This is a genomic window from Kitasatospora sp. NPDC094015 (assembly GCF_040304075.1).
Lineage (GTDB): Bacteria > Actinomycetota > Actinomycetes > Streptomycetales > Streptomycetaceae > Kitasatospora.
Map to the genome: position 1 here is coordinate 32388 of NZ_JBEOUL010000020.1, position 26514 is coordinate 58901.

Annotated in this window: 15 protein-coding genes and 1 pseudogene; 12 read left to right on the forward strand and 4 right to left on the reverse strand. The window is 75.3% G+C overall.

All coding sequences use genetic code 11. From position 1 onward, the window contains the following. The first annotated feature begins 117 nt into the window (after positions 1 to 117). The 4 genes from ABT014_RS22660 (at position 118) to ABT014_RS22675 (ending at position 5770) form a co-directional block, all read left to right on the forward strand. Entirely contained in the window at positions 118 to 1035 is a 918-nt protein-coding gene (locus ABT014_RS22660) for a pseudouridine synthase (RefSeq protein WP_502895068.1), read from the forward strand. A 409-nt stretch (positions 1036 to 1444) separates the two neighbouring features. Then, a complete protein-coding gene (locus ABT014_RS22665; protein WP_350640919.1) occupies positions 1445 to 2980 on the forward strand; it encodes an MDR family MFS transporter in 1536 nt (511 codons plus the stop codon). Between the two features lie 191 nt (positions 2981 to 3171). After that, complete coding sequence (locus ABT014_RS22670) at positions 3172 to 4494, forward strand: aldehyde dehydrogenase family protein (protein WP_350640836.1); 1323 nt, start codon at positions 3172 to 3174, stop codon at positions 4492 to 4494. A 178-nt stretch (positions 4495 to 4672) separates the two neighbouring features. After that, positions 4673 to 5770 (forward strand): NAD(P)-dependent alcohol dehydrogenase, encoded by a 1098-nt coding sequence (locus tag ABT014_RS22675; protein ID WP_350640837.1) that lies wholly within the window; start codon positions 4673 to 4675, stop codon positions 5768 to 5770. Between the two features lie 91 nt (positions 5771 to 5861). Here the strand turns inward: ABT014_RS22675 and ABT014_RS22680 are convergent, their stop codons facing one another. Beyond that, positions 5862 to 7151, reverse strand: a complete 1290-nt coding sequence (locus ABT014_RS22680; protein ID WP_350640838.1) for an FAD-dependent monooxygenase — start codon at positions 7149 to 7151, stop codon at positions 5862 to 5864. Positions 7152 to 8493: 1342 nt separating this feature from the next. Between ABT014_RS22680 and ABT014_RS22685 the strand changes: the two genes are divergently transcribed. Then, positions 8494 to 9225: a transglycosylase family protein gene (locus ABT014_RS22685; protein WP_350640839.1), complete on the forward strand. Its 732-nt coding sequence runs from the start codon at positions 8494 to 8496 to the stop codon at positions 9223 to 9225. Between the two features lie 309 nt (positions 9226 to 9534). Here the strand turns inward: ABT014_RS22685 and ABT014_RS22690 are convergent, their stop codons facing one another. Continuing rightward, the gene (locus tag ABT014_RS22690; protein ID WP_350640840.1) at positions 9535 to 11844 is read right to left on the reverse strand and encodes an ATP-binding protein; all 2310 of its coding nucleotides are present in this window, start codon (positions 11842 to 11844) and stop codon (positions 9535 to 9537) included. Positions 11845 to 12216: 372 nt separating this feature from the next. Between ABT014_RS22690 and ABT014_RS22695 the strand changes: the two genes are divergently transcribed. From ABT014_RS22695 to ABT014_RS22715, 5 genes are all read left to right on the forward strand, one after another. Beyond that, a complete protein-coding gene (locus tag ABT014_RS22695) occupies positions 12217 to 14361 on the forward strand; it encodes a WD40 repeat domain-containing protein (RefSeq protein WP_350640841.1) in 2145 nt (714 codons plus the stop codon). A 59-nt stretch (positions 14362 to 14420) separates the two neighbouring features. After that, positions 14421 to 14945, forward strand: a complete 525-nt coding sequence (locus tag ABT014_RS22700) for a hypothetical protein (protein WP_350640842.1) — start codon at positions 14421 to 14423, stop codon at positions 14943 to 14945. 66 nt (positions 14946 to 15011) lie between these two features. Continuing rightward, positions 15012 to 16862, forward strand: coding sequence for a WXG100-like domain-containing protein (locus tag ABT014_RS22705; RefSeq protein WP_350640843.1), 1851 nt, complete (start codon positions 15012 to 15014; stop codon positions 16860 to 16862). Between the two features lie 123 nt (positions 16863 to 16985). After that, positions 16986 to 17969, forward strand: a complete 984-nt coding sequence (locus ABT014_RS22710) for a hypothetical protein (protein WP_350640844.1) — start codon at positions 16986 to 16988, stop codon at positions 17967 to 17969. A gap of 1 nt (position 17970) precedes the next feature. Beyond that, on the forward strand, positions 17971 to 22656 hold the full coding sequence (locus tag ABT014_RS22715; protein ID WP_350640845.1) for a WXG100-like domain-containing protein: 4686 nt from the start codon (positions 17971 to 17973) through the stop codon (positions 22654 to 22656). 93 nt (positions 22657 to 22749) lie between these two features. Here the strand turns inward: ABT014_RS22715 and ABT014_RS22720 are convergent, their stop codons facing one another. Continuing rightward, positions 22750 to 24291, reverse strand: coding sequence for an ATP-dependent DNA ligase (locus ABT014_RS22720; RefSeq protein ID WP_350640846.1), 1542 nt, complete (start codon positions 24289 to 24291; stop codon positions 22750 to 22752). A 230-nt stretch (positions 24292 to 24521) separates the two neighbouring features. Between ABT014_RS22720 and ABT014_RS22725 the strand changes: the two are divergent. Continuing rightward, a pseudogene (locus ABT014_RS22725) lies at positions 24522 to 24740 on the forward strand (DUF6480 family protein); the annotation flags it as partial. Between the two features lie 56 nt (positions 24741 to 24796). Next, a complete protein-coding gene (locus ABT014_RS22730; protein ID WP_350640847.1) occupies positions 24797 to 26308 on the forward strand; it encodes a M1 family metallopeptidase in 1512 nt (503 codons plus the stop codon). Here the strand turns inward: ABT014_RS22730 and ABT014_RS22735 are convergent. After that, positions 26244 to 26489: a hypothetical protein gene (locus ABT014_RS22735; RefSeq protein ID WP_350640849.1), complete on the reverse strand. Its 246-nt coding sequence runs from the start codon at positions 26487 to 26489 to the stop codon at positions 26244 to 26246. The two genes, ABT014_RS22730 and ABT014_RS22735, sit on opposite strands and share 65 nt — an antisense overlap. Between the last annotated feature and the right edge of the window lie 25 nt (positions 26490 to 26514).

Sequence of the window (26514 nt, forward strand, 5' to 3'; positions counted from 1 at the left end):
GCCCATCCGGCGGACCGGCCCGGATTGGGCGCCGGGCCCGGCCGGATGATTGGCTGGGGCCGGTTCGAGCGGCTTACGGAGGGTGTCCGGCCGATGAGGCGAAAGTCCGGGGTGCCCATGAGCCCCCTCCCGCAGCGGCGCGGGGTCGACCCGGTCCGGCTGAAACTCCCGGTGACCGGCGACTGGCCGACCACCCGCGCGTACCTGCTGGAACGCTACGCGGCGGCCATCGGCGCCGATCGCGTCGACGCGATGCTGGCCGCCGGCGAGTTCGTGGCGGCCGACGGCCCGGTCACCGCGGAGCGCGCGTACACCCCCGGCGGCTACCTCTGGTTCCACCGCGACCTGCCGCCGGAGACACCCGTCCCGTTCGCCGTCGAGGTGCTGCACCGGGACGAGCGGCTGGTGATCGCCGACAAGCCGCACTTCCTCGCCACCACCCCGCGCGGGCGCCACGTCACCGAGACCGCGCTGGCCCGGCTGCGGCGCGACCTCGACCTGCCCCGGCTCAGCCCCGCACACCGGCTCGACCGGCTCACCGCCGGCGTGGTCATGTTCGTCGCCGACCCCCGCCACCGGGGCGCCTACCAGGGACTCTTCGAGCAGCGCCTGGTCCGCAAGGAGTACGAGGCGGTGGCCCGCCACGACCCCGAGCTCCCGCTGCCGCTCACCGCCCGCAGCCGGATCGTCAAGGAGCGCGGCGAGCTGGCCTCCCGCGAGGTGCCCGGCCCGCCCAACGCCGAGAGCCGGATCGAACTCCTCGCCCACCGGGGCGCGGCGGCCCGCTACCGGCTGCTGCCGCACACCGGCCGCACCCACCAGCTGCGCCTGCACATGGCCGCCGCCGGGCTGCCCATCCTGGGCGACCCGCTCTACCCCGAGGTGCTCGCCGAACCAGCCCCCGACGACTTCCGCCACCCGCTCCAACTCCTCGCCCGCACCCTGGAGTTCACCGACCCGGTGACCGGCCGCCCGATGCGCTTCGACAGCCGCCGCGAACTGGCCGCCTGGAGCGACCCGCGGCCCTGGCTCTGAAGCGCAGCCGACACGGAGGGCGGACGCGCCGGTAGGTGATGACGCAGCAGGCCGGCTCCCGGCGGCGCGTCCAGGTCCCGGCCGGCGTCCTCGCACGGGGTCGAGCCCATCCCGCGCACGCCGACGAGTGGGCACGAGTGGACACGAGTGGAAGCTGATCGCCCTCATTTGGTCTGGAAGGTGGACAGTCTTCCGTTGGAGTCTCGGGGTGTCCGAACGAGGCACCGCAAGGGCGTCGATCGGGGGCCGGGCGAACGCGCCCGGCACGAAGAAGCGCGGATCCGCGCTTCGGGTGAATCCGAGACGTTGGAGAACGACGACCATGGCGACGATCGCACCGGCCCCCGCGCAGGTCCACGCGAAGCCGAAGGGCGCGCCCGAGCCCGCGGCTGACGACGCGAACGCGTCCATGACGCACCGGCAGATCATGAGGGCGCTCTCGGGTCTGATGGTGGGTCTGTTCGCCGCCCTCCTCTCCTCGACGATCGTCACCAACGCGCTGCCGACGATCATCAAGGATCTCGGCGGCGGCCAGTCCGCCTACACCTGGGTCGTCACGGCCGCGCTGCTCTCGCTGACCGCCTCCGTCCCGCTGTGGGGCAAGCTGGCCGACCTGGTCAGCAAGAAGGCACTGGTCCAGATGTCCCTGGTCATCTACATCGTCGGCTCGGTCATCGCGGGTCTGGCGCAGAGCCCGGCGATGTTGATCGGTGCCCGGGTGGTGCAGGGCCTGGGTGCGGGCGGTCTGACCGCTCTGGTCCAGGTGGTCATGGCCGCGATGATCTCCCCGCGTGAGCGGGGCCGCTACTCCGGCTACACCGGTGCGACCTTCGCCGTCGCCACCGCCGGCGGGCCGCTGCTCGGGGGCGTCATCACCGACACCGACTGGCTCGGCTGGCGCTACTGCCTGTTCGTGGGCATCCCCTTCGCGCTGATCGCCCTGGCCGTCCTGCAGAAGACACTCCGCCTGCCCGTCGCCAAGCGGAAGGTCAAGGTCGACTGGACCGGCGCGTTCCTCATCACCGCGGCCGCCTCGCTGCTGCTGATCTGGGTGACGTTCGCCGACGACAAGTACCCGTGGCTGTCCTGGCAGACGTTCGCCATGGTCGGCGCCACCGTCCTGCTCACGCTGCTGTTCGTGTTCAACGAGACGCGCGCCGCCGAGCCGATCATCCCGCTGCGCCTGTTCCGCAACCGCACCATCACGCTCGCCTCGCTCGCCTCCCTGTTCGTCGGCGTCGGCATGTTCTGCGGTTCGGTCTTCTTCTCCCAGTACTTCCAGCTCGCCCGTGACGAGTCCCCGACCATGTCCGGCATCATGACCATCCCGATGATCGCCGGCATGTTCGTCTCCTCCACGGTCTCCGGCCGGTTCATCACCTCCACCGGCCGCTGGAAGGGCTGGCTGGTGTCCGGCGGCGTCTTCCTCACCGCGGGCCTCGGCCTGCTCGGCCTGATGCGCTACGACACCCCCTACTGGCAGCTCGCCGTCGACATGACCCTGCTCGGGGTCGGCGTGGGCATGATGATGCAGAACCTCGTCCTGTCCACCCAGAACCAGGTCAGCGCGGCCGACCTCGGCGTCGCCTCCTCCGTGATCACCTTCTTCCGCTCCCTCGGCGGCGCGGCCGGCGTCGCCGTCCTCGGCTCCCTGATGTCCTCCCGGATCGCCCACCACGCCACCGCCACCATCGGAGGCCTGACCCCCGAGGCGCGGGCTGCGGCGGCTCACGCCTCCGGCAGCGGCTCACTGCCCGTCATGAGCCGGCTCTCCGCTCCGGTCCGCACCTGGCTCGAGAGCGCCTACGGCCACGGCATCGCGGACGTCTTCCTCTACGCCGCCCCGTGCGCGCTCCTCGCCCTCCTGCTCTGCCTCTTCATCGAGGAAGCCCCGCTGCGGACCTCCCTCGAGCCGACCCGGCCCGCCGAGAACCGGGCTGCGTAGCCCCGCCACCTCCGCGACCCGGCCCGCCGGCACCAGCGACACCGGCGAGACGGGCGCGCGTGAACAGGACCGGACGTTCCACGTCGCCGTCGGCTCCGGACACCTGTCGCAGGGTTGCCCGAGCAACCCGCTCCCTCCATCCATCAGGCTCGGCCGACCTCGGCCGTGCCGCACGCCCAGCGAGGCTCCCCATGAACCACATCAGCTCCGAGTCGCCGGCCGACATCGTCGCGCGGCTGCGCGCCACCTTCCGGACCGGCCGCACCAAGCCCCTCGAGTGGCGCACGGCGCAGCTGCGCGCACTGCGCGAGATGCTCGTCGAGGGCGGCGAGGATCTGGCCACCGCCCTCCACGCCGACCTCGGCAAGCCGTCCGGCGACGCGTACCGTACGGAGATCGACTTCACGGTCCGGGAGATCGACCACACCCTCGACCACCTCCGGGCGTGGCTGGCTCCCGAGGCGGTGGCGGTCCCGCCGCAGCTGGGGCCGGACGCGTCGGCCTGGACCCAGTACGACCCGCTGGGGGTCGTACTGATCATCGCCCCGTGGAACTACCCTGCCGGGCTGCTGCTCGCTCCGCTGGTCGGCGCGCTGGCCTCCGGGAACGCGGTCGTGGCCAAGCCGAGCGAGCTGGCGCCGGCCACGTCCGCGGTGCTGGCCAGGCTGCTGCCGGCCTACCTCGACACCGCGGCGGTGGCCGTCGTCGAGGGCGCGATCCCCGAGACCACAGCGCTCCTGGCCGAGCACTTCGACCACATCTTCTACACCGGCAACGGCACGGTCGGCCGGATCGTCATGCGGGCCGCCGCCGATCACCTCAGCTCCGTCACCCTGGAACTGGGCGGCAAGTCCCCGGTCTTCGTCGACCGCGGCACCGATCTCGACGTGGTCGCGGAGCGGCTGGCCCGTGGCAAGTTCCTGAACGCCGGGCAGACCTGCATCGCTCCGGACTACGTACTGACCGATCCGGAGACCGCCGCCGCCCTCGAACCCGCCCTCACCCGCGCCGTCGAACGTCTCTACGGAACCGATCCCGCGGCGTCCGGGACGTACGGACGGATCGTCAACGAGCGGCACTTCGACCGCCTCACCGACCTGCTCGGCTCCGGGCGCGTCGTGGTGGGCGGGGGCAGCGACCGGACGAGCAGGTTCATCGCCCCGACCGTCCTGGCCGACGTCGACCCCGGCTCCCCCGTCATGCAGGAGGAGATCTTCGGTCCCATCCTGCCGATCGTCACCCTGGCCGGCCTCGACGAGGCGATCGACTTCGTCAACGACCGCGACAAGCCGCTCGCCCTGTACGTGTTCACCGAGTCCGACGGGACGCGGCACCGGATCGCCGCCGAGACCTCCTCCGGCGGGCTCGCCTACGGCCTGCCGGTGGCCCACGTCATGGTCCTGGACCTGCCGTTCGGCGGTGTGGGCGCGAGCGGCATGGGCAGCTACCACGGCCGGTACTCCATCGAGACCTTCAGCCACCGCAAGGCCGTCCTCGCCAAGCCGCTGGCCTGAGCGGGTGCCCGGTTCGACGGCCCGGCCGTCGCCCGTCCGGGCCCGCGCGGCCCCGGGGTGCTCGCATGCGGACACCCCTGAGGCGGCGAGAAACAGGAACAAAAGACGTGCCGTCGGGGCGGGCCGTGCTCCGCCAGGAGCTCCGCAGCGCCCACGACATCGGACGAAGGAGACCAGAATGAAGATCGAAGCCGCAGTGCTGCGCGGTGCGAGTGACCCGTACGTGATCGAGCCGGTCGAGCTGGCGCCTCCGGGCCACGGCCAGGTGCTGGTACGGATCGTGGGAGCGGGGTTCTGCCACACCGACCTCCTGCCGAGGACGCCGGGATTCCTGGCACAGCCGCCCGTCATCACCGGGCACGAAGGCTCCGGAATCGTGGAGGAGGTGGGGCCCGGCGTCACCGGAATCGCCCCCGGCGCGCACGTCGTGCTCTCCTTCGACTCCTGCGGGGCGTGCCGGAACTGCCTCGGTGCGCACCCGGCGTACTGTGAGCACTTCTACCGCCTCAACCTCACCGGCTCCGGCCTCGACGCCCCCGGCCCGGTCACCGACCGCCACGGGTGTCCGGTCGCGGCCCGCTGGTTCGGCCAGTCGTCGTTCGCGACGCATGTGCTGGCCACCGCACGCAACATCGTCGAGGTCGACAAGGACCTGCCGCTGGAACTGCTCGGCCCGCTGGGCTGCGCGGTCCAGACGGGCGCCGGCTCGGTGCTCCTCGCCCTGCGGGCCACGGCGGGCTCCAGCATCGTCGTCTTCGGGGCGGGCGCGGTGGGCCTGTCCGCGATCATGGCCGCCCGGGTCGCCGGGGCCACCACGATCGTGGCGGTCGACCTGCACGGGAGCAGGCTGTCCCTGGCCCGCGAACTCGGCGCCACCGCCACGGTGCACGGCGGTGACGACGACATCGTGGAGCGACTGCGCACACTCACCGGGGGAGGAGCCCAGTACGCCCTGGACACCACCGGGGTCCCCGAGGTCATCAACACCGCCATCGACGCCCTGCGGCCCACGGGAACCGTCGGCCTGGTCGGCGCCCCGTCACGGCCGGTGACGCTCCCGCCCGCCGCCCTGACACAGGGCAAGAACGTGAAGGGAATCATGGAGGGTGACGCCGTGCCCCAGCTGTTCATCCCGCGGCTGCTGGACCTGTGGCAGCAGGGACGCTTCCCGTTCGACCGGCTCGTGCGGACCTACCCGCTCAGCGCGATCAACGACGCCGAACGGGACGCGGTGGCCGGCACGACCGTCAAGCCGGTCCTGCTGCCGGGCAGTTGAGCCCGCCGGCGAACGGCCGCTCCGCACGGGCAGCGGCCGCCGGCAGCGGGCCCACCAGGCAGCGAGACCGGGCCTGGCGGTCGGACGCGGCCTACGGTCGGGCCGACGGGGCGGTCCGGGATCCGGCCGGGGTCGCGGAGTCCGGCACCCCCGCGTAGTCCGGCAGCTCGACGCCGTTGATCGCCCGTCCGACCAGCTCGGTGAACCACTCCCCGGTGAAATCGGGGAGCGGCTCGGCGTCCGGGCCGGGGACCTGGCGGCTGCGGGCGTTCAACCGGCCGATCTCCTGGTTGGCCTCGACGAACGGACGCATCCGGGCCTCGTAGCGGGCGAACCCGGCGTCGGCATCCCACCCGGCGGTGGCCAGCTCCCCCGCCAGCAGGTAGGCGCCGACCAGAGCCAGCCCGGTGCCCTGCCCGGACATCGGTGACGAGCTGAACGCGGCGTCCCCGAGCAGCCCCACCCGTCCGCTCGACCAACGCTCCATCACCACCTGGGCGACCTGGTCGAGGTAGAAGTCCGGGGTCTCGTCCAGGTGCGCCAGAATGTCGGGGGCCAGCCAGCCCAGACCCGCCATCCGCTCACGCAGCAGGCGCTTCTGGGCCGCGACGTCACGGTGGTCGACGTCGACGCCGTCCGAGGCGGAGTAGAACATCGCCATCGCCCGGGTGGCGTCCTGGATGGGTCGCAGCAGGACGGATCGCCCCGACTCCTGCTCCTGGTACTCCAGCAGCCAGCGGTCCAAGGCGAACTCGTTGGGCACGCTGTAGAAGGCCAGTACGTGCCCGAGGGGGCGCAGGAACCGCTCGCGCGGCCCGAAGACCATCGCCCGCAGCTCCGAGTGCAGCCCGTCGGCCCCGATCACCAGATCGAAGCGCCGCCGGCCGCCGCCCGCGAGGACCACGTCGACTCCGTCCGCGTCCTGGGCGAGCTCGGCGATCCGGTCGCCGAAGATGTACTCGACGTCGTCGCGGGTGTCGTCGTAGAGCACCTGGGACAGGTCTCCGCGCAGGATCTCGATGTCCGCGATGAACCCGTCGCCACCGTCGTCGTCCGCGCGGAAGGTCTCCAGTACCTGCCCGTCCGCATCCACGGTGTGCGCGCCGGCGGTGTCGGTGCACGCCGCCCGGACCGCTGCGTCCAGCCCCATGCGCGCGATGACCTCCTTGGCGACCCCGCGCGCGTCCACCGCCTGGCCGCCGGGACGCAGCCCCGGGGCCCGCTCCACCACCGTGACCTCCGCGCCCCGCCGGCGCAGCCAGTGGGCCAGGGCGGGACCCGCGATGCTGGCCCCCGCCACCAACACCCTGGGACCAGGCACCGCGGTCCCCTGGTCACCCGCCCGGATCGCGCGCTCCGGCCCGCGGTCGTCGACGTCCATCACTGCCTCCCTGTGCTTCCTCCACCGGCCGGCCGGGGTGGTGCGCCGGCCGGACAGCGGTACTCGATCGCTGTGACGCCCATCCTCGCGCCCGCCCCTGACACCTGGCCGCGACGCCGCGCAAGGTCCCGTGTCGCGGCGGGTGCACCTCGGCAGCCTCCGGAGCCTGTCCGGTCGGTGTGTTGGGGAGGTGCCGATCCCGGCTCCGGTGCGCGCTCAAGCCCGGGTCGGGGTGCTGATGGTGGAGGCGGGGCGTGGGGGGTGGTGCGCGGCGGTGGGCGCGGCGTGCGCGGTCGTCTTCGTCGACATCCCGTTCGCGGCGCCCGCCGGGTGGGAGCCGTGGGCGCCGACGGTCACGGCGCTCCTGGGCGGTGGTCACGGCGCGCGGACGGCAGGGGCCACGGCGGTCGGCGTCCTCGAAGGTGCCGCCGGCCGTGCCCGGCCGGGTCCGGCAGCGTGGGCGACGAAGGCGCGAGAACGGGCTCCGGTGGGGGCTCGGGGCGAGGCGTCCCGGAAGCGTTCCCGCGGCTCACGGGCCTGACGGCGGTCACCTCGTCGGCGGCGCCGCCCTCCGCCGCGCCGGTGTCGGGAAGGGCGGCCCGGGCCGGGTGGCCGCCGGGGCCACCGTTCGTGGCCGGGGCGTGCGCAGGCCGGCGGGCGTGACGGCTGTTCCCGGCGGTGACAGGGGTGCCGATGGGCGTACGCCTCTCGCCGACGGCGCGACGGCCGGCCTCCTGCGCCGGGTACGGACCGGGCGGGGCATCACGCTGTGCGACCACCCCGGGCGTGGTCGATGACGGAGGTGGCCGGTGGGGCTCGTGGGGCCGGTGCTGTCGAGACTGTCACCGGAAGCGGGAACTCCGGCCGATGTGGTGACCGATCGTCACCCGACGGTCGCCTCGGACGGCGTCCGCTGGCGGCTTCGCCGGGGCATTGGCGTGATCGGGGGCGCATTGACGGCCTCCTCTGCCACGAAAACCACCTCAAAAGCGTGGATAACGGGCTCGATTTCCTGGTCATTACCGCCGGTAGCACTCAACTGACCTGCGCTGCACGGGAGTTGCTTGATGACTGACCGCAACCACCCGTAGCTTCTTGGGCGGTGCAACGAGCACCACCCGGGTTCACCCGAGGCACGGCCCGCCGGCCGATCTCCGGTGCGAAGGCCGTGCCCGCCGGCCGGCCGAGGCTCGGAACGGGTCGGCGGCGAGCGGGGGAGAACCCGGGCGGCACGGCACGTCCCGCACGTGCCCGGCCGCCCATCGAGTGCGGCGAGCGGAGTACCGGCCCACCCGGGCCTGGTTCCCCGTGCCCGCCCAGGAGCTCTGTCGAGAGGATGCTCATGACTTCCGGTCACGAGACCGCCACTGCCACCACCTCCACCTCCAGCAAGCCCACCACCAGGCGCAACCGGGTCCGCGCAGCCGTCGTCGCCGGCGCCGCCGCCGCACTGCCGGTGGCCGTCCTCGTCCCGGCCTCCTCCGCCTCGGCCGCCTCCCCCTCGGCCTGGGACGCCGTCGCCCGGTGCGAGAGCGGCGGCAACTGGTCGATCAACACCGGCAACGGCTTCTACGGCGGCCTGCAGTTCACCGCCGGCACCTGGCGCGCGTACGGCGGCACCGCGTACGCGCCGCAGGCGAACCGGGCCACCAGGGCGCAGCAGATCGCCGTCGCCGAGAAGGTGCTCGCCTCGCAGGGCCCCGGCGCCTGGCCGACCTGCTCCAGGAGGGCCGGTCTGACCCGGGCCGGTGCGCCGCCCCGGGCCGGCGCCGCCACCAAGGCAGAGCCGACCACCCCCGAGCCCCGGCCGGCGCACCGGCCCCACCCGAGCCCCGCCGACGCCGGGCGACCGGCCCGGACGCCGACCCCGCCGGCCCCGTCGACCCGGTCGACCCCGGTCAACTCACCGCGGAACGGCGCCCCGACCGGTACCTACACCGTCAGGAGCGGCGACACCCTGAGCGAGATCGCGGCCAAGTTCGGCACCGACGGGCGAAGCCTGTACGCGAGGAACATCCGCACCATCGGCGGCGACCCCGACCTGATCTTCCCGGACCAGGTGCTGGACCTCTGACCCTGCGATGACCCTCCGACACCGGAAGGCCTTGGCAGGCGCTCGGCGTCCTGCTGCGCCGCCACGGCCTCCCGGTCGACCTCGTGCACGGCGAGGACGAGCTGCCCGGCGCGGGCGACCGGGACTACGGGCCCCGCGCAGCCTCACCCCCGCGGCGCCTGTGGACCTCCGAGGACGCCCGGCGCCCGCTGACCACCGCGTACCGCGCGCCCGGCGACGGCTCGCGCGCGGTCGCCACCCGCCGGAACGGCCTGCTGGTCCGGATCGGCCGAGCCCGGCGCGGTGCCTCGCGGTGCCTGCGCCCGGCGCTCAGCCGCGGTGCACCCGGTCGAGTTCGGTGAGTTCGGCGGACACCTCCACCAGGCGGGGGTTGTTCAGCAGGCCGAGCCCGTCGCCGGCCGCGACCAGGTACTCGCGGGCCTCGGGGTAGCGGGCGAGCCGGCGCAGCACCCGGCCGAGGTCGAGCCGGGCGGGCTCGCTCCAGGCGGGCATCTCGGCCGCCTCGAACAGCGTGACGGCCCGCCGCAGCGGCGACTCGGCCTCGGCCCAGCGGCCGAGCGCGGCCAGATCTCGGCCGACCTCCACCAGCGCCACCGCCAGGTACTGGATCACCAGCTCGGGCGCCTGCTCCGGCATGCCCGCCTCGCAGATGGCCTCGCTGCGGCGGTGGATGGCGAGCGCCTCCTCCGTCTCGCCGGCGTCCCGGAGGTGGTGGCCCAGGGTGTTGAGGATCGTCAGCTCGCACAGTCGCCCGTTGGCGGTGGTCTGCCCGGCCAGGCCGGCGGCGGCCTCCCGGAGCAGTCCGGTGGCCTCGCCGATCCGCCCGAGCCGGTGCAGTGCGCTCGCCGAACTGCCCAGCGCCCAGCCCGTCTGCAGCCGGTCCCCGGTCTCCCGGGCCGCCGCCAGGGCGAGCCCGGAGGCCTCCAGTGCGGCCAGGTAGTCGTAGCGGCAGATGTTGTGCGCCCACGCCAGGTAGTTGAGGTGGACCGCCTCCTCCTGCCGGCTGCCCAGGGCCCGCGCGGACTCCACGGAGTGCTCGTACACCTCGCTCCACAGCTCCCAGTGCTGGTAGAGGTCGGAGAACCAGTGCATCGCCTCGGCCGCGTCGATCACCTCGCGGTGGCGGCCGGCGGCCCGCGACCGGCGCAGCGCGGCCAGCCACTGGGCCCGCTCCGCCTCAAGCCACGCGCGGGCCTCCTCGCGGTCACGAGGTGCGCCGGCCGGGTCGGGGTCGCCCTCGGGCTCGTCCAGGTGGCGGTCGGCGTCGAAGCGCAGCGCCGCGGCGGTCGCCCGGCTCAGCATCCAGCGGGCGGCCCGGTCCAGCGCCGCCTCGCACTCCTCGGGGCCGTCCTCGGCGGCCACCTGCTCGGTCGCGAACAGCCGGAGCAGGTCGTGGAAGCGGTAGCGCTCGGTGGCTGCGTGCGGCTGAAGCAGGCCGGCGTCGGTCAGCTCCTCCGCGCACCGCGCGGCCTGCGCCATCGGGAGGTCGGCGAGCACGGCGGCGGCCTCCGGGCCGAAGTCCGCACCGGCGGCCAGGGCGGACCGCCGGAACACGGCCCGGGCGGGCAGGCTCAGCTGCTGGTACGAGAGGGCGAACGCGGGCCGGACCCGGAGCCCGCCTGCCTGCAGCCCGTCGAGCCGCCGTTCCTCCTCGGCCAGCAGGGTGACCAGCTTGCCGATGCGCTCGTGCGGCCTCGCCGCCAGCCGCTGCCCGGCGATCCGGACGGCCAGCGGCAGGTGCCCGCACAGGTCCGCCAGGTCACGTACGGCCTGCGCCTCCCGGCCGACCCGCTCGGGACCGATGATCCGGGTCAGCAGCTCCACCGCCTCCTCGCGGCGCAGGACCGCGAGTTCGACCCGGTGCACGGACTCGAGCCCGGCCAGCGCGTGACGACTGGTCACCAGCGTCAGGGACGGCCCGGCGCCCGGCAGCAGCGGCCGAACCTGCGCTTCGTCGGCCGCGTTGTCCAGGAGCAGCAGCAGGCGGCGCTCGCCCAGGACGGTGCGCAGCAGGCCCGACCGGTCGTCGAGTCCGGCGGGGATCCCGCGCTCGGCGACGCCGAGGGCGCGGAGCAGGCGGGCGACGGCTTCGCGGGGATCGGTCGGCCGGGTGTCCATTCCGTGCAGATCGATCGCGAACTGCCCGTCCGGGAAGTCCGCGGCCAGGCCGTGCGCGGCGTGCACCGCGAATGCGGTCTTCCCCAGGCCCGGCTGCCCCGAGATCACGGCCACCGGGGCGTGGCCCGCCGCGGCCTCCCCGGTCAGCGCGCGCAGTCCGGCCAGGACGTCGCGACGCGCGGTGAAGTCCCGGATGTCGCGCGGCAGCGCCAGCGGGCTCCAGGCCGCCGGAGCCGTCTCGGGCCGCGGGCGGGGCCGCCCCGCCCGGGCGGCCTGCTCCAGGGCCTCGGTCTGCGCGGGATCGAGGCGCAGCGCCTCGGCGAGCGCCTGGACGGTCCGTCGCTGGGGCCCCCGGGTGCGTCCGCGTTCCATGTCCGCCAAGGCCCGGACGCTGATTCCGGCGGCCTGGGAGAGCTCCTCCTGGCTCAGCCCCGAGCCGGTCCTGAGCTCGAGCAACCGCCGGCCGAATCCGTCCGCCGCCCCGGTGTCGCTGCCGCTCACGTCCGTAACCCCCTGACCTGCGGGATCCGGCGCTGCTGCCGGTTGTGCCCCGGCAGAATTATGGCGTGCCGCAGTTCTGCCGGTGGAACCGCCTGGTCCGCTGACCGGGCGCCCGGTTCGATGGAGGAATCCGCTTCCGAGCGGCCGTCGAACGGTCCGAACCGCTCGAACCTGCCGGAACGTGCCTGCGCTCGAAGTGCGGCGGCGCCACGCGCTGCCGTGTGCTTCCGCCACCGCCGTACCGCCCTGTCGCCACCGCACCGCCGTGGCCGTCCATCCGCCGACGCCCGGTCCGACGCTCCTGGGGAGACGATGTCGAGCACCCTTCGCTACACCGCCGGATCCGATCAACTCCCCTCGGGGAGAGTTGAATTGACGATCGACGAGGACGGGTCGGTGCTGGTCCGCCACGACACGCCCGAGGGCGCCACGGTACGACACGGCCGGCTGGACCGAGCGGTGACGGGCCGTCTGCTGGCGCAGCTCCGGGCCGCCGTGCCGGGGCCGGACACCCTGCGGGCCGCCGACCCGGGCGCCGGGCGGCTGGTCGTCGGTGACCGCTGCTGGTCGGACGGCACCGACACGCCGGTCCCGCCGGCCGCCCGCCTGCTGGAGGTTCTCGCCGCGCAGCTGCTCCGGCCACTGGAGTACGGCCGGCTCCCGCTCGCCGTCCTGCGTCCGGACAGCGCCGAGGCGACCTCCGGGTCGGTCCGCCCGACCGCCACGATCGGCACGGTCGGCGGCGGCCCCGCGTTCGCGGTGACCGACGGCGGCCGCGGGTTCGGGATCGGACGGCTGCCGGACGGCGGCTCCCTGGGCGGATCCGACGGCGAGGCCGGGCTGCTCCCCAGCGCCGTGGCGCTCGGTACGGTCCAGGGCCGCGAACTCTTCGCGGTCGGCGCGGCCGACGGCGCCGTGCAGGTCTGGGACGCGGCCACCGGCGCGCGGCGGTACGGCACCTCGGGCGGCGAAGGGGCGCAGGTGGTGGCCGCCGGGTCGGTCCAGGGCGTACCGCTGGTGTTCTCCGGGGGCCGCCACGGGGAGGTCCGGGCCTGGCGGGCCGAGGACGGCCGAAGCCTCGGGCTGCTCGACTGCGAGGGAGCGGGCGCGACCGCGCTGGTGCACGCCGGCTGCGGCGGTCTCGACCTGGTCGCCGCCGCCTCCCCCGACGGCACCGTCCGGGTGTGGGACGCCGGCGCCGGCGTCCTGCTGCACCGGCTCGTCGGCCACACCGGGCCGGTCACGGCGCTGGCCGTGCTCCCGCTCGGGGACCAGGCGGTGCTGGCCTCCGCCGGCCAGGACCGTGACATCCGGCTGTGGGACCTCGCCACCGGCCGCTGCGCCGGGGTGCTCGCGGGCCACGGCGCGTCCGTGACCGCCCTGGCCTTCACCGAGCTGGACGGCCGCCCGGTGCTGGCCTCGGCCGCGCTCGACGGCACCCTGCGCACCTGGGACGTGTACGGGGGCACCGCGCTCGGTGGCCGCCCGCTTCCGGGCGGCTGGCCGACCAGCCTGGTCGAGGTCCCGATCGCCGGCGTGCGGATGCTGGCCGTGGGCGACGAGCACGGACGGATCCGGTACTGGGACCCGCGGGCCGGGACGGTCTCCGCCGGCTGCGAGCCGCCATGGACGTCGGGCGCCGACCGGGCACCAGTCAATGCCCTCGCGGCCGGTGGGCCGGCGGGCCGGCCGGTGCTGGTGGCCGGCTACGGCGACGGCCGGGTCCGGGTGTGGGACGCGCCGCGGCGTACCGGAATCTGCACCGTGGAGCCGGACGGCGGACCGGTGGGATCGGTCGCCGTGGTGAGCGTCGCGGACGAACCGGTGCTGGTCTGCGGGACCGTCTCCGGCGGCGTGCGCTGTCACCGGCTGCGCGACGGCGCCCCGCTGTCCGTCCCCGCCCCGCACACCGGGCCGGTGACCGGGTTGCTCTTCGCGGACGCGCAGCCCGGCGTGGCGCCCGTCCTGGTCTCGGGCGGAGCGGACGGCACGGTCCGGGTCCGGGACGCGCGCGACGGTTCGGCGCTGCGTCAACTGGCGCTCCACCGAGGCGGCGTGACCGCGCTGGCGTGCGGTGCGGTGGGCGGACGCCGGGTGCTCGCCAGCGCCGGCCGGGACCGGGTCGTCCGACTCCGGGACCTGGACGGCGGACAGCTCGGCCCGGTGCTGGAAGGGCTGCGGGCGCCCGCCGAGGCGCTGGCGATCGGCACCTTGGCCAGCCGTCCGGTGGTGCTGGCCGGCAGTGCGGACGGCACGGTGCTGGGCTGGGACCTGGTCGGCGGCCACCGGATCGCCGACCTGCCCGGCGGCGCCGCGGGGATCCGCTCGCTCGGCTGCGAGGAACTGGACGGCGAGACGGTGGTGGTGGCCGGGGACGCGCACTCGACGCTCCGGGTCTGGCACCTGGCCAGCCGGAAGCTGCTCGACGAAATTCGGCTGGACCGCACGCCGCTGGCGGTCGCCTTCGGCGACGGCGGCCTGTGCGTGGTCGGAGCGGACGGCCCGGTCACGCTCTGACCGGGGCGCCGGCTGCCGGCAGCAGGACTCGACATCGCGATGTTCAAGGGAGGGCCCAGGTGGCTGCGGCGGAATTCCGGATCGACCTTTCCGAGGTGGAGACGGCGGCACGACTGATTCGCGGGATGGTGGACGACCTGGAGGCGCCGACCAACCACCTGGAGGCGGTGGTGAAGCAGATCAGGCCCTCCGTGTACGGCACGGACCTGCTGGGCAAGGCCCTCCAGGGTGGGGGGTCCTCGGTCGGCGGCCTGGCGGACCACCAGGAGCAGGTGCTCACGGGCATCCGGGCCTTCCTGAAGAACTCCGCCGCGATGGCGCAGAACCTCCGGGTGATGTGCGACAACCACCGTGCCACGGACGACCTGCACGCCTCGGACCTCACCCGGGTCCTGGACGGCGCCGGCGCCCCGGCCGCGCCGCCCGCCCTGCCGGCCCCCGGCGCTGCTCCCGGGCCCGCCCCCGCTCCGGTGACCGCTCCGGGCAGCGGCTACCAGGGTGCCGCGGCGCCCGAGCTGACCTACAACACCCCTCGGCCGCACGACCCGGCCCCGCACGGCGGCGGCCGCAACCTGCTGATCTGATCCGCCGCCGGATCCACGACCCGCGCCCGCCCGTCCCGACCACCGCCCGAGAGAGTGAGCCTCCCCATGATCGAACTTCCGGCCGACCTCGCCGAGGTCCTGAAGATCGTCCAGTCCAACGAGCACGGCGCGGACATCGCCTTCCCCGACGCGAACGAGGACCTGCTCGCGGACCTCGCGACCGCGTGGGAGAAGTGGAACGAGGTGGCGGACGGCTACGTCCGGAGCATCGTGGACCACGCCCGGCGCGCTCTCGACGGCATGACGGGAGAGGCGGCGGACGCCTTCCAGCAGTACCTGGACAAGTACGCCGGGCGCGCGGACTCCCATGCGCCGACCACGCTGCTGGCCGCCCAGGCGGTGGCGCAATCGGTGCGCGGCGCCGGCCAGGCCGTCACCGAGACCAAGACGGAGATGGTGCGCGAACTCACCTACGCCAAGCAGTACATCGAGCAGAACCCGGCCGGGAAGCACGACGACCTCGCCAAGTCCGCCGGCATCCGGACGGCGGCGGACACCTACCACGGCTACGTCGGCCAGGTCGGCTCCAACGTCGACACGATGCTGCGGGGGAGCGCGGGCCACATCGAGTCGATGACGGGTGCGGGGAAGTCGGCCACGCTGACGGGCGCGGGCGGCGCGGGCGGCGCGGGCGGCCCGGGCGGCCCGGGCGGGGCCGGCGGCGGGGGGATGGGCCTGGACGGCGCCCCGCCGCCCGGAGCCGGGGACCTCGGCGGTGGCCCTACCGGCGGCGGCCTCCCGGGATCGGGCGGCGACGGTGACGCCGGTGGAGGTGCGGGCGGTGGCGCGGGCGGCACCGGCGTGCCCCGGAGCGGGCACGGCAACGCTCCCGGTCTCAAGCCCTTCCGGCCGCCGACCCCGCAGCTACCGTCGGCGGGCGGACGTACGGCGCCGGGCCTCCCGGTGTTCAGCCCCGTACCGGCCGGCCGGACGGGGAGCCTCGACCTCGCGGGCCTGCCGGGCTTCGACCCCGGCAGGGGCGGCGGCGGTGCGGGCTCGCTGGCCCCGTTCTCCGGCGCGGGTGGTTCGGGCGGGGGCGCGTTCGCGGGTGGTTCGGCGGGGGGTCTCGGAGCCCTTGGCGGCGGGGGCGGCGGCGTCGCCGGTTTCACCGGTGCCGCCGCGCAGGTCGGGGGAGCGGCCGCCGCAGCAGGTCGCGCGGCCGCCGCCGGACGGACGACCGCGGCGGGCGCCGCGGCCGGGTCGGCCGGCCGACCCGGGGCCCCGGGAGGGGCCCACCTGCCGGGTGGCGGGGGCGCCGGCGCGGGCCGAGGCGGCAAGGAGGGCCGGGCCGGCAGCCGGTTCGTGCGCCCGACCCGCTTCGGCACCGACGGCGAGGACGCGGCGACGGCCGCGCGCACCGACGCCGGGATCTTCGGCGAGGCCGCCGACGCGCCGGCGGCCGAGCAGCGCTGGCGGCGGATGCGGCAGCGCTGGCTGGACGAGGCCCGCACCACCGAGGTCGACCGGGCGGGCACGACGACGACGGCCGAACCACCGGCCCCCGACCAGAACGCCCTGCTGACCCAACTGGCGGGGGCACTGCTCGGGACCGGCACCGGCCCTGATCCCACCGCGGCTCCGGCGGCCGGAGCCGCGGGGGCGGCCGAGCCTGCCGAGGGCACGGCATCCCCCGACGCAGCCGTCCCCGGCGCGGCCGCTTCCGGCGGTGGCGCGCCCGATGCTGCCCGCACGGCGGAGGACGAGTACCTGGACCGGGCGCGGGCGGCGGCCGCCCGGCGGGGACGACCGGACGGCGAGGACGCCGGAGCGCCGCGGAGCGCGGACCGGGCCGCCCCGCCGGCGCCGACCCCGATCCGGGAGGAGGGCGGCTACCAGGTGCCCAGCCCGTTCCTGCGGGCCGCCCTCGCCCGGATCGCCACCGGCCCGACCGCCTGAACCACCGGCCCGACCGCCGGACGCACCGGCCCGCCCATGCCGGCCCGCCCATGCTGGCCGCCCTCGAGCCGCCACCCGGCGGTCCGCCCCACCCACCCGTTGCTGCCCCGATGAGGAAGCGTCATGACCGAGTACCAGGCGGCCGAGTACCGCCCCAGCCGACCCGGACGTCCGAGCGAGGACGGGAGCGAATTCGTGCCGGCCTCGCCGTTCGAGACGGTCGTCCCGGCCCGGCAAGGGCGCCCGGAGGACCAGGCGGCGGCCGAGTTCGTGCCGGCGCAGGTGGCGGCGGCGCCGCGCGGTGCCGAGCCGGAGTTCGTACCGGCGCAGCCGGCGCCCGCCTCCGGATACCCGGAAGGCGTGACGCCGGCCCTCCGGGTCTCCGCGGGGCCCGCCGGGTCCGAGCAGGTGGCCGCCGGCCCGCTCGGCAGCGTCGTCGCGGCCCGGAAGACCTCGGGTGACACCCTGGAAAGCCGTCCCGCCGACGAGGCGGTGCCGCTGGAGGGGGCCTCGGTGTCCGCCGGTGCGCAGGAGTTCGGGGCCAGGAGCACCGGCGTGCCGCCTGCCGAGGGCCGGGTTCCCGACGGCGGGTCCGTTGCGGTCGCGGGCCGCCCGGCCGTTGCGGGGCAGAGCACCCGCGCGGTGCCCAAGTCGTCCGGCGCGTCGGCGGAGGGCGGCTCCGGCCAGGGGTTCCGGGTGAACCCCGACCAGTACCGGGCCGCGGTCCCGCCGATGCTGGCGGTGTCGGACCGGATCGCCGCGCTCCACTCGGCCCTCAGCTCGTACCTGCCCGGCATGGAGGGCAACTCCCCGTGGGGGGACGACGAGTCCGGCAAGCAGTTCGCCGAGGGCGAGAAGGGCTACCTGCACTACAGCGCCCAGACCCTGAAGGCCCTCAAGGGAATGCCCGACGGGATCCGCTACATCGCCGACGGCCTCAAGGCCATGGCCGACGGCTACGACGGCAGTGAGGGATCCGCGACCTCCGACTTCTCCGGCGACCCCGAAGGTGCGGCCGTCGCCCCACCACCCGCCTACACCCCCACCCAGCACATTCCCGCCCCGGTCTCCATGGGGCACCACCCGAGCACGAGCGGAAAGCACTGACATGGCAGTCGAACTCCCCGAGCCGCTCCAGTGGGTCCTGCTGCTGCTGGCCGGCACCCGCTGGCCGGAAGCCGACGAGGACCAGCTGCGCGACATGGCCGAGCACTGGCGCAGGACGGCCACCGGCCTCCAGGACGCCGCCCACGCGGCCGACGCCACCGTCAAGCGTTCGCTGGACGGCCAGACCGGCCGGGCCGCCGAGGCGCTCACCGCGCACTGGGCCCAGTACATGGTCGGCAAGGGCACCGAGGACGAGCCCGGCTACCTCCCGGGCCTGTACCAGGCGTGCGCCGGCATGGGGGACATGCTGGAGTCGATGGCGAACTCCGCAGAGACCGCGAAGATCCAGATCATCGCGCAGCTGGGAATCCTGGCGTTCGAGATCGCCACCGCCGAGGCCGAGGCCCCGGTCACGGCCGGCGCCTCCCTGGTCCAGGTCCCGGTGATGATCGCCACCGGCCGGGCCGCCGTCCAGCAGATCCTGAAGACGCTGCTCAAGGAGATGCTCGCGCTCGCGGCGAAGCAGGCCCTGCAGATGGCGGCGATCAACCTGATGGCGCAGGCCATCGAACTCGCCGAAGGCCACCGCAAGAGCATCGACATGAAGGAGGTCGGTCAGAACGCCCTGGGCGGCGCGGTCGCCGGTGCCACCGGCCACCTCATCGGCAAGGGCGTGGGAGCGGCCGGGGCCAAGCTCGGTCTCGGCCGGGCCATGGAGTCCACGGTCGGCAAGATGGCCGTCGGCGCCGGTGTCGGGGTCGGCACGGACGCTGCCACCCAGCTGATCACCACCGGCAAGGTCGACGGCGGCTCGCTGCTCGGCTCCGGACTCAGCGGGGGCGCGGGGGCGGGTCTGCACGCCGGGGCCGCCGCTGCCAGGTCCCACTTCAGGGAGCCCACGCTGCCGGGCTCGCACGCCGGCATCCCCGATCCCGCCGCGCACGGCCGCCAGGACGGGCCGCCGACGTTCAGCACGGAACGCGGCGCCGGCGGACCCTCCGCCTGGTCCGGAAGCGGGTCCGGGAGCGGGGCGGACAGCGGATCCGGCAGCAGGTCCCGGAGCGGGCTCGGCGGCGACGAGGCCTACGTCGGCCCCACCGGGGGCGAGGGCACCGGAGCGGGCGGTTCCCGGGGCATCGCGAGCGGTGATGCTCCCCGGCCGTCCGGCCTGGTCCCGTTCGGCTCGGAGCACCCGCCGAGCGCGCGGCCCGACAGCCCGGCGGCCGATCACCGGCCGCCGGCCGAGCAGCCATCGATCACCGAGCACGCCGCGGGCGGGCACGCGGGTGGGGACTCGGGTGGTGGTCCGGTGCGCGAGGAGCGTCCGCGGCATCCGGACGGTGGTGCGGGCGAGGTCGCCGGGGGTTCCGGCGGCGGGCCGGTGCGGGAGCACGGTCGGGTCGTGGCGCCGGACGACGCGCCGTCCGGGGGTTCGCCGCGCCCGGAGCACGGGCGGGTGGAGACGCCCGTCGAGCGGCCGCTCGGTCGGTCCGTCGAGCACCCGGTCGCGGGTGGGGACTCGGGTGGTGGTCCGGTGCGCGAGGAGCGTCCGCGGCATCCGGACGGTGGTGCGGGCGAGGTCGCCGGGGGTTCCGGCGGCGGGCCGGTGCGGGAGCACGGTCGGGTCGTGGCGCCGGACGACATGCCGTCCGGGGGTTCGCCGCGCCCGGAGCACGGCCGGGTGGAGACGCCCGTCGAGGGCGGCCATTCCTCCGCGCAACCCGCGCCGCCGCCGCCGGTTCCCCCGTCCCACGCCGCACCGGATTCCGGGCCGGCCGCCGGTGGCGGAGCCGGCGGCCCGGGCGGGACCCACCTCGACGGCACCCGAATCGCCGCCGGTCCCGCCCCCGGCCGTACCCCTGCCGAAGAACGCCCCGCCGGCCCGGCGCCCGCCACCCCTACGCCGACCGGCGCCGCCGGCGACGGAGCCGTACCCCCGTCGACCGCCGGAGCGGGCGCGGCCCTGCCCTCGGCGGGCGGCTTCACCACCGGACACGCCCCGGCCGGACACGCCCCGACCGGACAGTCGCCGGTCGGTGGACACCCGGGCGGTGGTTCCGGGCACCAGCAGTCCGCCTCGCCCGGCGGCTCCCACGGGCAGCCCTCGGCCCCCGCCAACGGGTCGGCCCTCGGCCCGGTCCGCCGTCGTGGCACGAACCCCACCGGCCCGAGCCGGCCGCACACCCTGGAGCAGCGCGAGCACCGGCGGGAGCAGGAGGAGCTGTGGCGGGCCCGGCCCGGCGACGACCCGAGTGGCGTCGTGCACGTCCCCACCCGTGATTCGATCCCGCGGATGACCCAGCGGGACCGCCTCCGGGCCCTCGGCGACATGACACCCGAGATGCGCCGCCACCTCTCCCGGGACCAGGCCTTCGTCGACAGCCTGCGGGACCTGTCGCCCGGCGACTTCGCCCAGACGGCGGCGCACCTGATGGTGCACGTCGACCCCCGGGCCACCGAGCCGGGCGCGGCCCGCCACGAAGCCCAGTCGCAGGTGGCCAGGATGCTGCGGGATCCTGCCGTCACCGCCCGCCTGCTGGTGTCGGGCGCGGAGGTGGTGGTCGTACCGCGGGACATCCGGATGACCAGCGTCCCGGGCTTCGAGAACCTCCGCGGGCAGGCTGCCGGCGGCGAGTCCGGACACGGACGCGGATGGGACGACATCCGGGGCTCCGGTGGTCTGCGTGCCGGCGTCACGGAGGAGAACCTGCTCGGCGGGCGGACGCCGATCGGACCGGGCGGCGGCTACCAGGACGGGTACTCCACCACCACACACGAATTCGCCCACACCATCCACCAGTTCGGCCTCGAAGCCGGCGACCGTACGGCGATCACCGAGGCGTTCGCCAGGCGCCGGGCCCAAGGCCACGACGTCGAATGGGTGGACGGAACCCGGCGCAGGCACGGGCTGGAGTCCGAGAACTACAGCTCGACCGACGAGTTGGAGTACTTCGCCCAGGTCAGCAATGCCTACCTGTCCACCAACCACGGCACGGATCCGGGCACCGGGCAAGCGCGCCACACCGGTCCGGACTGGGTCCGCCGCAACGAGCCGGACCTGATCGACCTGCTGGAACGGCTCTACGGCCCGGACCCGCTCGCCCTGAACACCGGCGGCCGGGCCAATCCGGTCGACGCGGCCGGCGCGCTCGCGGACGTCGGCGCGTTCTTCGCCCTGTCGGACGTTCCGGGCCCGCTGCGCCCCGCGGACCGGGCGACCATCGACGAGCGTTACGCGGTCGAAGGTTCGGGGACGCATCCGGGTCCGGTGCCGGATCGGGTGGATCCGGTGTCGGGGCACGATGCTGCGGAGTTGGCGCGGCGTCGGGAGGAGATGCGGGTGATCCGGGAGAGCGTCGACGAGAACGGCAATTACGTCGTGGTGGGTTCGGGGACGCATCCGGGTCCGGTGCCGGATCGGGTGGATCCGGTGTCGGGGCACGATGCTGCGGAGTTGGCGCGGCGTCGGGAGGAGATGCGGGTGATCCGGGAGAGCGTCGACGAGAACGGCAACTACGTCGTGGTGGGTTCGGGGACGCATCCGGGTCCGGTGCCGGATCGGGTGGATCCGGTGTCGGGGCACGATGCTGCGGAGTTGGCGCGGCGTCGGGAGGAGATGCGGGTGATCCGGGAGAGCATCGACGAGAACGGCAACTACGTCGTGGTCGGCACCGGGACGGGGCCGGAGCCGCCGCAACCGCACCCGGCCCCGCCGCCGCCCGCGGTGTCCGAGGAAGGCAGCGGTCCGGCCGGTCACCCCGGTGCCCGGTCCGGGGCGCCGGCGCCGACCGTCCACCATGACGGGATCACGGCCGACCACCCCCGGGGCCCCGCGCACCCTGACAGCGTCGACGGCACCGCCGGCCTCGACACCGCCCACGTGCCGGCCCCGGACGCCGGGTCGCCGCCGCGGGAGCGCGCGAGGTTCGAGGTCGCGCAGCGGTTGACCGGTCTGCAGGACGTGAACCTGGTGGTGGGAGGCAGCCAGGCGCTGAAGATCCACGGCTTGTTGGACCGCCCCACCGACGACATCGACCTGTTCCCGGGCGCGCACGGCGAGCCGATGGCAACCGGCCGCGTGGCGGAGCTGCTGAACGGCCGGATGGCCTCGGAGCACATGTTCACGCTGGACCACGGCGGGGAGCGGATCGAGGTGGAGGTGCCACCGGGGTTCCTCCCGGCGAAGTCGGTGGAGACCGTCAACGGCGTACAGGTGGTCGGCCTGCACGAGGCCATGCTGGGGAAGGCCGACGCGGCCAACAAGCCGTTCGACAGCAACACGCCCGAAGCGGACCTGCGGAAGATCCGCAAGGGGATGATGGACCTGCACAAGATCTTCGGGGTCAAGGGCACGGACTGGCTGGTGACCGACGCCCCCACCAGCAAGGAGGTCGGCATCGGGCTCGGGCTCGGCAGGGCGTTGAGCAGGCTGAACGGAAACGACCCGAACGGGATGGTGCTGACCGGCGAGGACTTCCGGGCCGCTGGCATCCCGCCCGGCCCTGGCGGCTACGAGGCCATGCCCGGCGAACTCAGGGCCCACGGGGCGAACCTGCTGGCCGAGCTCTACCGCCGGCACCCGGCGCTGGATCCCGACCAGCGGCCCGCTCCGGTGCCCACCGGACCGGTGCGCCCGCGCCCGCCGCGGCACGCCGAGGGCAGCTGTACCTGCTGCGTCATCCAGTAGCGGCGGCGATCCGCCGACCTTGCCGGCCGGGGTCCACCGGCCTGGCCGGCAAGGTCTTGCGTCGGCCCGTCAGCCCGTCAGCCCGTCAGCCCGTCAGCCCGTCAGCCCGGTCGCCAGGGCCCGGACCGTCGCCACCGTGTCCGCCTCCGCGGCCGGCTTGTCGTCCCGGTAGCGGACCACCCGGGCGAACCGCAGCGCCAGGCCCGCCGGGTAGCGGGTGCTGCGCTGGAGGCCGTCGAAGGCGATCTCCACCACCAGTTCGGGCCGCACCAGCACCGCGTACCCGTCCCGCCCGGTCTCCCGGGCCAGCAGCTCGCGGGTCTGCCAGACCAGCAGCGCGTCCGTCAGCCCCTTGAAGGTCTTGCCGAGCATCACCCACGGCGGCAGCCCCGGCTCACCGCCCGAGCGTGCGCCCAGGTGCAGGTTGCTCAGGAAACCCCGGCGGCGGCCGGAACCCCACTCGGCGGCCAGCACCACCAGGTCCAGGGTGTGGTGCGGCTTCACCTTGATCCAGCCCGCGCCGCGCCGCCCCGCCGCGTACAGCGCTGCCGGGTCCTTCACCAGCACGCCCTCGTGCCCGTGCCGGAGCGCGTCGCGCAGGAACTCCGCCGCCTGCCCCGGGTCGTCCGTCAGCAGGCCCGGCACCCGCTGCCCGGCCGGCACGGCCCGCCCCAGCGCCGCCCAGCGCTCGGCGGCCGGCCGGTCCAGCAGGTCCTCGCCGTCCAGGTGCAGCAGGTCGAAGAAGTACGGGGTCAGCGGGGTCTCGGCGCGCAGCCGGGCCGGATCCTGCCGGGACGCGGTCCGGGCACCGGTCACCTGGAACGGGCGCGGGCGCCCGTCCGGGCCGAGCGCGATCGCCTCGCCGTCCAGGACGGCCGAGCGCACCGGCAGGGCGAGCGCCGCCTCCACCAGCTCGGGCACCCGGCCGGTGATCTCGTCCAGGCTGCGGGTGAACACGGCGACCTCCGGGCCGTCCCGGTGCACCTGGACCCGGATCCCGTCGAGCTTCCACTCCAGCGCCGCCGGGCCGGTGATCCGCTCCAGGGCGGCGGTGGTGTCCGGGGCGGTACCGGCCAGCATCGGCCGCACCGCCCGGCCGACCTCGAGCCCGAAGGCGCTCAGCCGCGGCTCGCCGCCGGTCAGCGCCGCGTCGGCCACCGCGCGGGCCGAGCCGCGCAGCATCAGCGCCCGCCGCACGGCCGTGGCGGGCACCCCGGCGGCCTTGGCGACCGCGTCGCCCAGCAGCGCGTCCAACGCGCCCTGGCGCAGGTCGCCGACCAGGACCCCGGCCAGCAGCTCCTGCTCGGGGCCGGTGGCCCGGCCGAACAGGCCGTCCAGCAGCTGCCGCCGCTGCGCCTGCGCCCCGGCGCCGTGCACCCCGGCGATCCGCTCCAGCGCCGCCTCGGTCTCCCGCACGCCCAGCGAGGGCCGCTCCGCCGGCGCGGGCAGTTCGCGCAGCGCCGCCGGGCCGACGCCGACCCGCAGGCGCCGGGACTCGCCGGACAGCAGGGCGACCGCCGCGGCGGCCTCCGCCGGACCGAGCTCGCGCAGCAGGTCGGCGAGCAGGGCGGTCTTGGCGTTGCGGGCCGGCTCGGCGGCGACGGCCCGGGACGTCTCGGCGACGCGGTGCAGCACGGCGGCCTCCAGGGGCGGTGGTCCTCGGGCGGTGGCCCCCGGCCGGTTGCTGTCCCGGGGTTCCCATGCTGGCCGGTCCGCGCCCGGGGTGCGCGGCGGCGGCCACGAGCGGCCACGAGCGGCCACGAGCGATCGCGGGCGGCTGCGAGTGGCCCCGGCCGCCGGTGCGCGGGACGCTGGTCGGGTAGGCCTGGCCCGCTCCCGGGCCGGGGAGGCGTGAGGACCCGGAGGCCACCGTGACCACTGCCGTGAACCCTGCCCGCCCGGCCCCGCGCGGGCCGCGGCCGACCGAGACCCCGGAGTGCGAGTCGAGCACCAGCCACGAGATCTCGACCCCGGAGCCGCCGGAACTGCACAACGCCTGGCCCGGGTGGGCACCGATGCTGCTGATCGCGGTGCTGGTGGCCACCACCGTCCTGTTCATGGTGGGGCGGATCTTCTCGATCTGACGGGGTGTCGGCCCCGATTCCGTTGCCGGTTACCATGTGTGACGTTCCCACGGCACATGGAAGTGGTGGTTGACCTGAAGCCCTCCCGTATCGGTCCGGCCGTACTGCTGGCAGCCGCGATGGTCTGGTCCGCGGGCAGCCCGGCCGCCCCGTTCGCCCCCCGGGGCCCGGCCGACCCGGTCTATCCGGCGCTCGGCAACGCCGGGTACGACGTGCAGCGCTACGACCTCGACCTGACCTACCGCGCCGGCACCCGGACGGTGGACGCCACCGCCGAGGTGACCGCCCGTGCGGGCCAGCGGCTGCCGTCCTTCGAGCTCGACGCGCTCGGGCTCGACGTGCACGCCGTCCTGGTCGACGGCGCCCCGGCGGCCTTCCGCGCGCACGACGAGAAGCTCACCGTGCTGCCGCGCTCGGCGGTGCGGCCCGGCGCGCTGATGCGGGTGTCGGTGCGCTACACCGTCGACCCGCACGCCGCGCTCGCGCACACCGGCTGGGTGCGCACGGCCGACGGCTTCGCCCTGGCCGGCCAGCCGGACGGCGCGCACACCGTGTTCCCGTGCAACGACGTGCCGTCCGACAAGGCGCAGTTCTCCGTCCGGATCACCGCGCCGGACAACCTGACGGGTGTCGCCAGCGGTGCGCTGACCGGGACCGGTTCGAGCGGCGGGCAGACCACCCGCACCTACGTCTCGCGCGACCCGATCGCCACCGAGCTGCTGCAGGTCTCGGTCGGCACCTACACCGTCCGCCAGCAGCAGGGGCCGGGCGGCCTGCCGCTGCGCGACGTGGTGCCCACCGCCAGGGCCGCCGCCACCGAACCCGCGCTCGCGCTCACCGCCGGGCAGCTGGGGTGGCTGGAACAGCGGCTCGGCCCCTTCCCGTTCGAGACCTACGGCCTGCTGCCCGCCGACACCGACGACCCGGCGGCCTTCGACTTCACCGGCCTGGAGACCCAGACACTGACCCTGTACAAGCCGGGCTTCCTGCTCCAGCCGGAGGCCAAGATCGGCTCGCACATGGTGCACGAGCTGACCCACTCCTGGTTCGGCGACAGCGTCACCCCGCAGACCTGGGCCGACCTGTGGCTGAACGAGGGCCACGCCGACTACTACGGCCTGCTGTACCGCTACGAGCGCGGCTGGCCCGACAGCTCGGGCTTCACCACGCTGGAGGCGCGGATGAAGGACACCTACGCGCGCGGCGACCAGTGGCGGCACGACTCCGGACCGGTGGCCGCGCCGAACGCCGCGAACCTCTACGACAGCCAGCGCTACCTGGGCGGCGTCCTGGCGCTCTACGCCCTCCAGCAGGAGGTCGGCGACCAGGTCTTCAACCGGATCGAGCGCGAGTTCCTGAAGCGCTTCCACAACGGCAACGCGAGCACCCGGGACTACATCGCCACCGCCTCGCAGGTGGCCGGCCGCGACCTCGGCCCGTTCCTGACCGCCTGGCTGTACGGCGACCGGACCCCGCCGATGCCGCACCACCCGGACTGGACCGTCACCCCGGCGGCCGGGCAGCAGCGCGCCTTCGCGGCCGTCCCGCGGGGGAGCGCGACGCTCTGACCCGGCGCCGCCCCGGGCGCCGGCCGGTCGGCCGGCGCCCGAGGGCCGCCTCGACCCGCCGCAGCAGGGTCTCGTCCGCCAGCGCGGCGAGGGCGAGCAGCAGCGGCTCCAGCGCCGCGCCGTCGCCACCGTCCACCGCCCGGCGGATCCGCTCGACCAGGCCGTCCCGACCGGTGGTCATCGCCCTCGCCTCCCTCCGGCAGGGG